We start from the raw sequence: 12,787 nt of genomic DNA, 5'->3' as shown, positions 1-12,787 counted from the left end.
CTATTTATATAAAACCCAAATAGAACTCAAATAGAACTCAAGTCTGATATTTTTTTGCTAGATATTGCGAGAGCTTTCGGTAACCACTCGTTCCAACTGTTTGAAGTTTTCTAACACACGACCTGTTCCCAGCACAACACAGCTTAAAGGATCGGCAGCAATGTGGGTCACAATCCCTGTTTCATGGCTAATCAGGGTATCTATACCTTTGAGCAAAGCACCGCCACCAGCCAACATAATACCTCTGTCAATAATGTCTGCTGCCAGTTCTGGAGGTGTGCGTTCCAGTGTCCGCTTCACAGCTTCTATAATTACTGATAGTGGTTCCAACATGCTTTCACGGATTTCTGGGCCTTTGATGGTTACAGTTCGCGGTAGACCAGAAAGCAGGTGTAAGCCTCGGACTTCCATAATGGCGTCATTATCATCATTAGTAGGATAGGCAGAACCAATCCGAATCTTGATGTCCTCGGCAGTCCGTTCACCAATCACTAAGTTATGAACTTTCTTAATATACTGAATGATCGCTTCAGTCAGTTCATCTCCAGCAATGCGTACTGATTCGCTAATCACCGTACCCTGGAGACTCAGCACCGCAACTTCTGTTGTGCCACCACCAATATCAATGATCATGTTGCCTGTCGGTTCGGCTACAGGTAGCCCTGCCCCAATTGCCGCAGCTACAGGTTCATCGATTAAATAGACTTTTCTTGCTCCTGCTTGATGAGCTGCATCCATCACAGCTCGTCTTTCTACTCCTGTGACACCACTGGGAATACCAATGACAATCCGGGGTAAAATTAGAGATCTGCCTTCATTTACACGCTGAATAAAGCTTTTCAGCATCAGCTCGGCTATATCGAAATCAGCGATTACACCATCCCGCAAAGGGCGGAGGGCAATCACATTTCCGGGTGTGCGACCGAGCATTTTTTTGGCTTCTTCTCCTACTGCTAGTGCTACCTTTTCGTTGACATCGATAGCAACTACAGAAGGCTCTTGCAGTACAATACCTTTACCAGATACATAAACGAGAGTGTTAGCGGTACCGAGGTCGATACCCATATCCCATGATGTGCGAAAGTTCCTAAAAATACCCACGCGTCTCAAAGCCCCCTATGTGCGATACTTTTTGATTACAACGGTAAGAATTAATCGTGCTAGATTCGATTACGTTTATATCCTGAGTTGAGTAAACTAGACTATATTTTTAGATGATTCCCAGGAATATTTACTATGTCTCAGTCCTCGTATTTTTTGATATTCCCTGGTTAACTTAGTATATCCGTATACTTTTATGTGTTTCTCCAAGTAGTATGTATAATTTTTCAATTCAACTATATTGTTAACTGTTTAACACATTATTTTCAAGAGTTTCACAATTCGCTATGATGGAAGTCGAGAATGAATAAGTACGGTTGTACTAAGAGGTAACACCTATGAGTATCAATGTTGTCACCCTCATTGGTCGTGTAGGCAGCGACCCAGAGATTAAGTATTTTGAATCTGGTAGTGTTAAGTGTAGATTGACACTAGCTGTTAATCGTCGGACTAAAGAAGGTGAACATACCGACTGGTTTAATTTGGAACTATGGGGAAAAACGGCGGAGGTGGCAAATAATTACGTACGTAAAGGCAAGCAAATTGCTGTCAAAGGTTCCTTGAAGTTTGACACATGGAGCGATCGCCAAACAGGAGCAAACCGATCATCACCAGTTATCCAAGTAGACCAACTGGATTTACTAGGCTCTAAGCGGGATGGAGAGGGCGGTACAGAAAATATGTCTTCAGAACATTTTTAATTAGTCATTAGTCATTAGTTTTTAGTAATGCTAATGGCCAATGACTAATGACTAATAGCTAATTTGCAGCGTCACCGATGCTTCTACTTGCTGTTCACCACCAACAACAGGGGTAGAAACATCAGCTGACTTGGTAGCCTCAGCCCGTAAAAACATTGGTGGTGGTGGAGGCGCACTAGCATTATTAACTTGAATGCTTACTATTTCTTTGGGTTTAAAACCCAAGGCACTGAAAACAGCATCAGCTTGCTGCTGTGCGTCTTGAGTAGCTTCTTTTAATGCTTGTTTTTGTGCCCTAGCGATCGCTTGATCATTCGCAACAAAACTAATACTGTTAATTTGTGTCGCACCGGCTTTGACTGCATCATCCAATAATGTCCCAGCTTTCTCAACAGGAATGCGAAAACTCACAGTGTTATTGGCAGCATAGCCTGTAATCCGCTGCACATTATTGGTGTAGCTGTAAACTGGGTTGAGGCTAATACCAGTAGTTTGTAATTTTTCAACATTTTGGCTCTTGAGAAACGCAACTACAGCAGATGATCTCCGGGCAGCTTCTTGCTGTACTTCCTGTGCTGTTTTCCCTTGAATCTCCACTCCTAAACTAACCTGCGCCAAGGTTGCAGGAGTTGTTTCCACTCCACGACCACTGACACTAAGGGTTCGCCACAATTTATCCTTTTCTTGTGCCAATGCAGGCACTGTAAAAGTTACACATAAAAGCAAAGTTAAAGGCAATATTTTCCACAAGTTTCCAGATGGAAACTGAGAACCAGATAAAGCGGCTCTAATCATAAGATTTGCACTCCTCACAACAAATGTTTTAAATAAGCGTATGTAGCAATCCTCTGGTGGCCGTTGAGATTTAACAGCTACCACAAGTTTTTCATAACTTAAGTGTGATCGCTAGATACGATTTGTATGTTCTTACTTTGACACTGCGATCGTCAAAAGCTGAAATGGTTACATTTTTGGAAACTAAAAAAATTACACTAGTACAGCGCGGCGGAAATAGAGCAACCATTTAAAATCCCTAAAAAGCCCATTCCATAATACTTTTGACTTTTGACTTCCGCCTTGCGGTACTAGCCTTTTTGGAGATTTTGTCATGGCGTATTGGCTGCTGAAAACTGAACCGGAAAATTATTCTTACTTTGATTTGGAACGGGATGGCAGTACAGTTTGGGATGGAGTCAACAATTCCCTAGCGCTCAAACATATACGTACCATGCTCCTTGGTGACTTGGCGTTAATTTATCACACAGGTAAAGAACGGCAAGTCACAGGTTTAGCAGAGATAGTTAGTCAACCCTATATCGATCCAGCACTCAATGACAGCAAACGGGCAGTTGTAGATGTGCGGGCATTACGAAAAGTATACCAACCCGTCACCCTAGCCCAAATCAAACAGGACAATAAATTCACAGACTTTGACTTGCTGCGACTTCCGAGACTGTCTGTAGTCCCGGTTTGGGAACTCTACTGGCAACGCTTGATTGAGTTGACAAATGGCACAAATTAAGCTTTGAAAGCTGCCAATTGCGTCTCCCTAGACAGATGTTTTTCAGAAACGCGTCAGAATCAAAGAGAAGGATTTTCACAGAACCCATGCATTTGTTAGATCCAATCAGCTACTCTTTTCCTCTGCTGGCCAGCGCAACAGAAGCCGCAGACAGTTCAATGATAGTAGCAGCAGTGCTACTAAGCTTAGTAGTCATTTATCTCGCCAGCAAAGTTGGTGGAGAGTTATCAAACCAAGTGGGTTTTCCGCCTGTCTTAGGCGAACTCGTAGGTGGTGTGGTCGTTGGCATTTCTGTTTTCCACCTTTTGGTGTTTCCAGAAGGTGGCACAGACAGTTCTAGCTCTTTGATCATGTCCTTCCTTCAAATCACTGCCGGTTTAACGCCCGAAGCCACTCCAGCAGTGTTTGCAGCACAGTCCGAGGTCGTTTCTGTTTTGGCAGAATTGGGTGTGATCATCCTGCTCTTTGAAATCGGCTTGGAGTCGAACCTAAAAGATTTAATGGCAGTTGGTATCCAAGCCACTGTCGTCGCAGTGGTGGGGGTAGCAGTACCCTTTGCCGCTGGTACTGTGGGACTGATGACTTTGTTTGGTATCGATGCTATACCTGCAATTTTTGCCGGGGCGGCTTTGACTGCCACTAGTATTGGGATGACTTCCAAGGTGCTGTCAGAATTGGGACGACTCAATTCTAAAGAAGGGCAGATTATTCTCGGTGCTGCCGTAATTGACGACGTATTAGGAATCATCGTTTTAGCGGTAGTAGCTAGCCTAGCTAAAGATGGTGTGGTGGATGTCAGTAAAGTCATTTATTTGATTATCAGCGCCACTGGTTTTATTTTGGGAGCAATCTTACTGGGCAATGTTTTCAATAAATCCTTTGTGGCGATCGCTGATAAACTCAAAACACGCGGTGGACTGGTAATACCAGCATTTATCTTCGCCTTTGCTATGGCATACCTTGCCGCCGTCATCCATTTAGAAGCAATTCTAGGTGCTTTTGCAGCTGGTTTAGTCCTGGAGGAGACAGATAAACGCAAAGAACTGCAAACGCAAGTCATACCGATCGCTGATATGCTGGTGCCAATTTTCTTTGTGACTGTTGGGGCAAAAACCGATTTGGGAGTGTTAAACCCAGCAATTCCCGACAATCGGGAAGGTCTAATTATGGCAACTTTCCTGATCACAGTAGCCATTCTCGGTAAAGTAATCACAGGCTTAAGCGTGTTTGGTCAACCGGAAATCAACCGTTTAGCGATCGGTGTGGGGATGATTCCCAGAGGGGAAGTTGGATTAGTGTTTGCTGGTGTCGGCGCTGCCAGCGGCGCTCTCTCGAAACCATTAGGGGCAGCAATCATCATGATGGTTATCTTGACAACCTTTTTAGCTCCTCCTTTGTTACGATTTGTATTTCCAGATCCAAAAACCGTGGATGTAGGCTCAGAGCAACTAGTTTTAGACGGTTCCTCTGGGACTTCGTTGGTAATTGAACCACCATCATCGAGGCTGCCGACATCAAATGACAGTGGCAATTTGGAAGTAACCCCAGATTCTGGCGATCGCTAATCAAAGTCTTGGGTAAATTCTTACCGAGTTCTGAGTGATTTTCGCTCAGAACTTAGGACTCTGAATTCAGTACTATCACCGTGCTTTGAAGATTTTGTGATTGTGCAGTGGAAACTTCTCTCCCCAAATTTCCGTCCCGTGTGATTGTAGAATAATCGTCTGTTTATAATTTCTACCAGCATTCGGAATGTTATTTATTTCCAGTCTCCCTTGGCTTGTGAGCCTTTATCTAAATATTTTCCAGCTAATTGGGGAGTAACATCCATAAATCTTGCTAGATCAGCTGACAGTAATGGGAATTATTTAATCAGTGCATCGATGGAAACAAAGAACAAACACTTATTTGTGAACGCTTATCAGTTATCAGTTTTCTAGCTTCCTTGAGATTCAGAGTCTCCTACCTCTAGAGGTGGAGGTTTCACATGGGGATTTAGACCCAAGATAACTGATTTAAGTGTGTCTTTATACCAGCTTAAAAATCAAAAAAAGCATCAAAGGTCAAGTTTAAGTGGTGACAGTGTGATGATTTACCAATGAGTTGAGATATTGATGGCTCCCATGAACGTGAATTAGGAGAAAGGACTGTGAAATTACACTGGTTACTACCCAGCACTATTGGAACTATCTTCATGCTATCGTCACCGGCAATGGCCGCGAGACTTGAATCTTGGCGCTTTGATGCTAATCAAAACAGGCTGGAAATTAATACTTTAGGGAATGTTCAACCCCAAGCACAACTAATTTTCAACCCGACTCGGCTAGTAATTGATTTGCCAGGAACTACATTTGGGCGTCCGCAGCTAACCCAACAGGTGGGCGATGGAATTCGCTCGATTCGTGTTGGGCAGTTTGACCAACAAACAACACGCATAGTTATCGAACTGACTCCTGGTTATACTTTAGACCCTAAACGAGTGCAATTTGTTGGAACAAAGGGCGATCGCTGGACGGTGCAATTACCTAAGCCAGAAATCGATAAAGTGGCCTCATCTCCGATAAGTGCTTACAGTGTTGTTACCCCAGACTCTAAGCCTCAACCTGGTATTTCAAGGATTGCCACTACTACACAAGGGGCGACTCAACTTGAACACTTACAAGTAACAGGCGATGGGTTGTTCATTCGTACCAGTGGTGGTAATCCTCCGATTCGGGTAATTCGCAGCCGCGATCGCGCTACCATCTTCATGGACATTGCTGACGCATCTTTATCACCACGTCTGGCACAACAGAATAATATACCTGTTAACAAACATGGTGTTAGCCGCGTCGAATTCACTTCATTGCAAACCCGTCCCCCTGGTGTCCGCTTGACTTTGCGGGTAGATAAAAATAGTCCGGACTGGCAAGCAACTAATAGTAATGGCGGTGGTTTGGTAGTTCTACCTAGTCGCGTTGTCAGATTGCCTGGAAGTAACAATTCGGACAACCAGTCAGAACCTGTTTCCTTTCCCAGCAGATTATCTGCCAACAACTCGTCAGCAACAATTCAGTCTGTGCAACTAGCTGATAATGGCAGACAACTGCTAATTAGAGGCGACCAACCTTTATCTGCCACGGGAACCTGGGATAGATCCTCAGGTCTGTTCCGCGTTACAATTACCAACGCCAAGTTAGCTCCTAGAGTCATAGGCCCTACTTTTACTGCCAATAGTTCCATTCTCCGGGTACGTCTGCAACCCCAAAAATCCAACACTGTTATTGTCTTAGTTCAACCAGCAACTGGAGTGCAAATTGGGCAACCCAGGCAAATCGGCGACCAGCTTTTGGTCCCAATACAAGGCTCTCGGCGAGTTGTCGCACTCCCCGGAAGACCCCCCTTTGCTTTACCTGGGCTACCACCACCAAACCGTGGCCCATTCCCAGACCCAAACAATCCCAATCCCCAGCCTCTATCACAACCACAGCGCCGAGTTACCAATGGGCGAGTAGTAGTTATCGTTGACCCTGGACATGGCGGTAAAGACTCTGGAGCGCTTGGCATTGGGGGGGCACGCGAAAAGGATGTTATCTTGCCTATTGGTAGGAGACTTGCTGAGATTTTGCAGCAAAATGGTGTACAAGTAATTATGACCAGGGATTCTGACTATTTTGTTACCCTTCCCGGACGGGTGCAATTATCAGAGCGAGCTCATGCTGATGTATTTGTCAGCATTCACGCTAATTCAGCAGGTGCGAGTCGTCCGGATGTTAATGGCTTGGAAGTCTATTATTACGACAGCGGTCTGGGTTTAGCTCGCATTGTCCGCAGTAGCATTCTCCAAAGTATCGGTACTCTCAAAGACAGGGGAGTGCGGCGAGCCAGATTTTATGTCCTCAGAAAAAGTTCTATGCCCTCCATTCTCGTGGAAACAGGTTATATGACTGGTCGAGAGGATATGGCTAGGCTCAGAACTTCAGCTTACCAAAATCAAATGGCAGAGGCGATCGCTCGTGGCATTCTTCAGTATTTAAAGAGAAGATAAGTAATTTAGTCGAAATTATTGAGTAAATACATCTAATGTTTACCATTTTTATCCAATTTAGTAGTAAAAAAATTTAAGTATTATTGCGGCGTGTCAGGAGTAGCTTCTTTGTTATTTTCATCTGATACTTTGCAAGCCAAATTTATCTGGGCTAATAGCATGGCAAAATCAGAGGAGCGTGCTATATTTTACGCCATTAGCTGTGTCTTGATAACAGCACAAAACTCAAGTGTACGCGGTGATGGTGTGAGGATTTGCCAATAAGTTGAGATGTTGACGGCTCCCATGAATGTGAATCAGGAGAAAGGACTGTGAAATTACACTGGTTACTATCCAGTACTATTGGAACTATCTTCATGCTATCGTCGCCGGCAATGGCCGCGAAACTTGAATCTTGGCGTTTTGATGCCAATCAAAACAGGCTGGAAATTAATACTTTAGGGAATGTTCAACCCCAAGCAGAATTAATTTTTAACCCCACTCGTTTAGTAATTGATTTGCCAGGAACCACATTTGGGCGTCCGCAGCTAACCCAACAGGTGGGTGGTGCAATTCGTTCGATCCGGGTTGGGCAGTTTGACGAACAAACAACGCGCATAGTCGTTGAATTGACTCCTGGTTATACTTTAGACCCCAAGGGAGTACAATTTGTTGGTAGAACTGGCGATCGCTGGACAGTGCAATTACCTACGCCAGAAGCTGAAAATGTACCCTCAATAAATACTGGGGGGCAACAAGAACAAGCTATAGCAACAGAAACTTCACCGAGAACATCTCCACCAGTGTTCTCTCAAAGAGATATTTACAACGTGGTGACAACAGGCCCTGTCAATCCACCTAAAAACGGAACGCTTCTCGCCAGGGTTACTCAAATTGAGAACTTACAAGTCACAGGTGATGGTTTTTTCATCCGCACCAGTGGTGGTAATCCTCAAATTAAAGTAAATCGTAGCAACGATCAGAAGGCAATTAACATCGACATTGCTGGTGCAACTTTATCACCAAGTCTAGAACAGCGGGATTTGTCGATTAATCGCTATGGTGTCAACCGTATCCAGTTCACCCAACTGCAAACAAGCCCATCTGTTGTTCGGATGACGTTACAGGTGGAGGAAAATAGTCCAAATTGGCGAGCAACCACTAGCAGTCTAGGTGGTTTTGTGGTTCTACCTAGTCGTAGCATTGCCCAGTTGTCTGGAGGTAACAGTCCACGTCCCATCCAACCTGCTAACAGCTCACTTGCTACTATTGAGTCTGTGGAACTGGCTAATAATGGCACACAACTGCTGATTAGAGCCGACCAAACTTTATCTGCCATAGGAGGCTGGGATAGAACCTCTGGTCTGTTCCGCATCACTATCAACAATGCTAAGTTAGCTCCCAGAGTCATCGGTCCTGCTTTTAATCCTAATAGCCCTATCCTGCGAGTCCGCCTGCAACCACAAGAATCCAATACTGTCATCGTCTTGGTTCAACCAGCATCTGGTGTACAAATTGGGGAACTCAACCAGGTTGGCGACCAGCTTTTGGCTTTACAATTACAACGCTCTGGTAGTATTTCACCTCCCATTCTCTTACCTCCCCTGCCATCGCCAAGCCAAGGACAATTGCCAAACCCCACAGATAATCCCGGTCCAATCTCCCAGTCACGGCCACACCCCTCTGTCAAGAGAGGTAAATTGCTAGTAGTGATTGACCCAGGACATGGTGGAAAAGACTCAGGCGCTCCTGGTCTGGGTGGACTTTTAGAAAAGAATGTAATCCTGCCTATTGGTAAAAAGGTAGCAGCAATTTTAGAGCAAAATGGTGTACAAGCTGTACTAACGCGGGATGCTGACTTTTTCGTAGAACTTCAGGGACGGGTAGAAATTGCCGAGCGAGTCAATGCGACTGCGTTTGTCAGCATTCACGCTAATTCCGTTGATAATCGCCCTGATGTGAATGGGTTAGAAGTATATTATTACGACAGCGGTTATGCTCTGGCTGAAGTAGTTCGCAATACCATCCTCCAGGACATTGGTACTATCAAAAACCGGGGAACTCGCAAAGCCAGATTCTACGTTCTCAGGAAAAGCTCTATGCCCTCGATTTTAGTGGAAACAGGCTATATGACTGGTTACGAGGATAATCCCAGATTAGGAACACCAGAGTATCAAAATCGGATGGCAGAAGCGATCGCTCGTGGCATCCTCAAATACTTACACCAGAGGTAATATAGTACAAATTACTAATTAAAGAGGTGGTATTTAAACTTCTTTTACGTACAGAATTTAGTGGTCAATTTGGAGATCGTCTGCTAAATTCTGTATTTGAAATCCAAAAACCTAAATCAACATCTGCCTGTGTATTCATCTTCCATCTTTGAAGGGAATCTTGAAGATTTTTCTCCTCTTGAACCCCAACGTGCCCCAATTGGCATCTTTGACAGTGGTGTGGGTGGACTAACGGTACTGCGACAACTATATCGGCAACTCCCTAATGAATCAATTGTTTACTTTGGGGATACAGCTCGACTTCCTTACGGAATTCGTTCACAAACAGAAATTTTACAATTTACCCGTGAAATTCTTACCTGGCTACAACAGCAGCGGGTAAAAATGGTAATTATGGCTTGCAACACCAGTTCTGCCCTAGCCTTAGAAACCGTGCGTCAAGAATTCAGCATACCCATTTTGGGAGTAATCCTACCGGGTGCAAAAGCTGCGGTGCAGCAAGGAAGACGTATTGGCGTGATTGCAACCCCAGCTACAGCTAAGAGTAATGCTTATAAGCACGCTATACTCGAAATTGCTCCTGATGTCCAAGTCTGGCAAGTTGGATGTCCAGAGTTTGTGCCACTGATTGAGCAAAACCGCATTCACGACCCCTACACTGCCGAAGTAGCACGAGGCTACTTAAAGCCTTTACTAAAGCAAGAAATTGACACCTTAGTCCACGGCTGTACCCATTATCCTCACCTGACACCAGTACTGCGATCGCTCCTCCCCTCTCAAGTCCAACTGGTTGATCCGGCTGTTCATGTTGTAGTAGCTTGCGCCCAAGAGCTAGACTTATTAGGCTTAAGAAATACTCACCTAGCACTGCCGACTCGCTTCGCTGTCAGCGGTTGTCCGCAACAGTTTTCTCAATCAGGAGTGCAGTGGCTAGGCTATACCCCAATGGTTGAAGAGGTTTGCTTCACTGATACTGCTATTTCCCAACTCCAATAAAACTATTTAAAAAATCAGAAGTTAGGAGTAAGGAGTTTTAAATTCATAACTCCTCACTCCTAACTCCTAACTCCTAACTATTGACTATTAACAACTTCAGTCACCTTTCTCCTTACTGATATCTCCTGCTTGGGTTTTCCTTCGGTAGATGAAGGGAAACTTGTAGGAACAGTCTTTGTACCCGTTCGCTTTGCCAGTGCTAATAACAGGTAGACTGTGAACAAATATCCAGACGCTAAAATAAAAATCATCATAGGCATACTTCCGTAAATCATTGTTCTACTAGCACCCTTGTGAACGAATATAAAATTCCATAAAATTAGTAGAACCTCAGCCAACCAAGTGCATTCTTGATCGCTGTAGTTTCCTATGGTGAAATTATCTATAGAGATAAAATTCTCTACGGACAAAGAATTTATTATTTAATGCGACTTCTCGCAGACGATAGATCCCACAGCAGTTAGATTGCCGTTCAGCAATTTAAAACTACGATTTTCAGCGATCTACTTGATCTGCTTTGTTTTTGCTGAAACTACTATCAAAAGAGCAATGCTTGCGCTCAACGTGCGCTAAAGACGTGTAGCGGCTTCCCATAGGGATATCGCATAGCTCCAAACCAGGAGTTTCGCGGAGCGTAGGAAAAATCAAAGGAATTATTCCCTTAATCTAAGCTACGACTAATTATTTTAGACTCACATCACAAAGTCCGTAAAATCAACTAGTAGATGACTTACTTTTGGGGTGTGAATATCTGAAAAATTTAAAATTCCTATATTTTAGCGTAACACAACGACCTTGAATTTGAAGCCAACTCGACTGCTAAATTTCAAATTTTTTGAATAGCAACACCTCAATCCTAGAGAAATTTAGTCTTACCAATAGGTGATAAATTTAAATTACATCCATTTTGTCAATAAGTAATATTGCTTAAATTAGCTTTTGAACTGTGGCGTGAAACATCCATTGCTAAATTACTTAAAACAATTTAAGCTGATATCTATTTCCATATACGGAGAATTCATCTTCTAAGTTATTTTCAAACCGGAATTGAGCATATTAAGCATAATTACTTATTGACAAACACGCTATCAGCCTTAATTATCACCGATAGACTGATGAATATGAGATTACTTTATGAAAACTTTGCGCTGGCACAGCGTTATCTTAAAATGAGTATAGGATATGTAAACTTTCGTAACCTAAGCCAGAGTCCGCCCATCCATGACCCCAGCCACCTCCATGTTTACCCCTGTGGAAGCAGACCTGCGACTACTAGCAGATAACCTAAAACAGCTAGTTGGAAACCGCCACCCCATTCTGTTTGCAGCAGCCGAACATTTATTCGGAGCTGGGGGAAAGCGTATCAGACCAGCAATTGTCCTGCTAATATCGCGGGCAACAATGTTAGAACAAGACATTACGCCACGTCACCGTCGCCTAGCTGAGATTACGGAAATGATTCACACAGCAAGCTTGGTACATGACGATGTGGTAGATGAATCAGACGTGCGGCGAGGCGTTCCTACCGTTCATAGTTTGTTCGGTAACCGGATTGCCATACTAGCAGGAGATTTTCTCTTTGCTCAATCGTCCTGGTATTTAGCAAACTTGGACAATTTGGAGGTGGTAAAACTCCTCTCAGAAGTGATTATGGATCTGGCTACTGGGGAGATCCAGCAGGGACTAAATAGTTTTGATGCTACTATCTCTATTGAAAATTACCTTCAGAAGAGTTATTACAAAACAGCTTCATTAATCGCCAATAGTTCTAAAGCTGCTGGGTTACTCAGTGAAGTCTCCCGAGAAACTGTTGAGCATATGTATAGCTATGGTCGTCATTTTGGTATAGCATTTCAAATTGTTGACGACATTCTAGATTTCACCAGTACAACAGATACCTTGGGTAAACCAGTGGGGTCGGATCTCAAAAGTGGTAATCTGACTGCACCCGTTTTATTTGCTTTAGCGGAAAAACCATCCTTGGAAGTGCTGATTGAACGAGTGTTTGCTCAAGAAGGAGATTTAGAGCAAGCACTGGAACTAATTCAAGATAGTCAAGGTATACAGCAGGCGCGAGAGTTAGCTGCTCACCATGCTAAGTTGGCAATTGAACATCTTGCAGTTCTCCCACCCTCAGAATCCCACCAGGCATTGATTAACATCGCTGAGTACACACTGAGTCGCCTCTATTAAATTAGTTATCAGTTAGAAAGTGGGGATTTAGGTA

The 12,787-nt window shown here is 43.8% G+C and carries 10 protein-coding genes; 7 read left to right on the top strand and 3 right to left on the bottom strand.

The window, feature by feature from the left end; translation table 11 throughout:
• Positions 1–57: 57 nt before the first annotated feature.
• The gene (locus V7K48_RS26965; protein WP_335077066.1) at positions 58–1,065 is read right to left on the bottom strand and encodes a rod shape-determining protein; all 1,008 of its coding nucleotides are present in this window, start codon (positions 1,063–1,065) and stop codon (positions 58–60) included.
• A 374-nt stretch (positions 1,066–1,439) separates the two neighbouring features.
• On the opposite strand from V7K48_RS26965, the gene V7K48_RS26960 reads away from it, so the two are divergent.
• Positions 1,440–1,802 (top strand): single-stranded DNA-binding protein, encoded by a 363-nt coding sequence (locus V7K48_RS26960; RefSeq protein WP_335077064.1) that lies wholly within the window; start codon positions 1,440–1,442, stop codon positions 1,800–1,802.
• Positions 1,803–1,853: 51 nt separating this feature from the next.
• Here V7K48_RS26960 and V7K48_RS26955 read toward each other — a convergent pair whose 3' ends face one another.
• Positions 1,854–2,597 (bottom strand): SIMPL domain-containing protein, encoded by a 744-nt coding sequence (locus V7K48_RS26955; protein ID WP_335077062.1) that lies wholly within the window; start codon positions 2,595–2,597, stop codon positions 1,854–1,856.
• Between the two features lie 313 nt (positions 2,598–2,910).
• On the opposite strand from V7K48_RS26955, the gene V7K48_RS26950 reads away from it, so the two are divergent.
• The 5 genes from V7K48_RS26950 to murI all read left to right on the top strand — a co-directional run bounded on the left by V7K48_RS26950 (position 2,911) and on the right by murI (position 10,560).
• The gene (locus V7K48_RS26950; protein ID WP_335077060.1) at positions 2,911–3,324 is read left to right on the top strand and encodes an EVE domain-containing protein; all 414 of its coding nucleotides are present in this window, start codon (positions 2,911–2,913) and stop codon (positions 3,322–3,324) included.
• 86 nt (positions 3,325–3,410) lie between these two features.
• Entirely contained in the window at positions 3,411–4,889 is a 1,479-nt protein-coding gene (locus V7K48_RS26945) for a cation:proton antiporter (protein ID WP_335077058.1), read from the top strand.
• A gap of 584 nt (positions 4,890–5,473) precedes the next feature.
• On the top strand, positions 5,474–7,351 hold the full coding sequence (locus tag V7K48_RS26940; protein WP_335077056.1) for an N-acetylmuramoyl-L-alanine amidase: 1,878 nt from the start codon (positions 5,474–5,476) through the stop codon (positions 7,349–7,351).
• Positions 7,352–7,662: 311 nt separating this feature from the next.
• Positions 7,663–9,564 carry an N-acetylmuramoyl-L-alanine amidase gene (locus V7K48_RS26935; RefSeq protein WP_335077054.1) on the top strand — a complete coding sequence of 634 codons (1,902 nt, stop codon included), beginning with the start codon at positions 7,663–7,665 and terminating at the stop codon, positions 9,562–9,564.
• A 129-nt stretch (positions 9,565–9,693) separates the two neighbouring features.
• On the top strand, positions 9,694–10,560 hold the full coding sequence (murI, locus tag V7K48_RS26930; RefSeq protein WP_335077174.1) for a glutamate racemase: 867 nt from the start codon (positions 9,694–9,696) through the stop codon (positions 10,558–10,560).
• Positions 10,561–10,637: 77 nt separating this feature from the next.
• Here the strand turns inward: murI and V7K48_RS26925 are convergent, their stop codons facing one another.
• Positions 10,638–10,835 carry a hypothetical protein gene (locus tag V7K48_RS26925; RefSeq protein WP_335077052.1) on the bottom strand — a complete coding sequence of 66 codons (198 nt, stop codon included), beginning with the start codon at positions 10,833–10,835 and terminating at the stop codon, positions 10,638–10,640.
• Positions 10,836–11,781: 946 nt separating this feature from the next.
• On the opposite strand from V7K48_RS26925, the gene sds reads away from it, so the two are divergent.
• Positions 11,782–12,753: a solanesyl diphosphate synthase gene (gene sds, locus V7K48_RS26920; protein WP_335077050.1), complete on the top strand. Its 972-nt coding sequence runs from the start codon at positions 11,782–11,784 to the stop codon at positions 12,751–12,753.
• Positions 12,754–12,787 lie beyond the last annotated feature (34 nt).

Origin of the sequence: Nostoc sp., from assembly GCF_036919615.1 — a bacterium.
Taxonomy (GTDB): Bacteria; Cyanobacteriota; Cyanobacteriia; order Cyanobacteriales; family Nostocaceae; genus Nostoc.
Note: the sequence above shows the minus strand (reverse complement) of the source record. Positions and strands in the feature narration are given on the sequence as shown.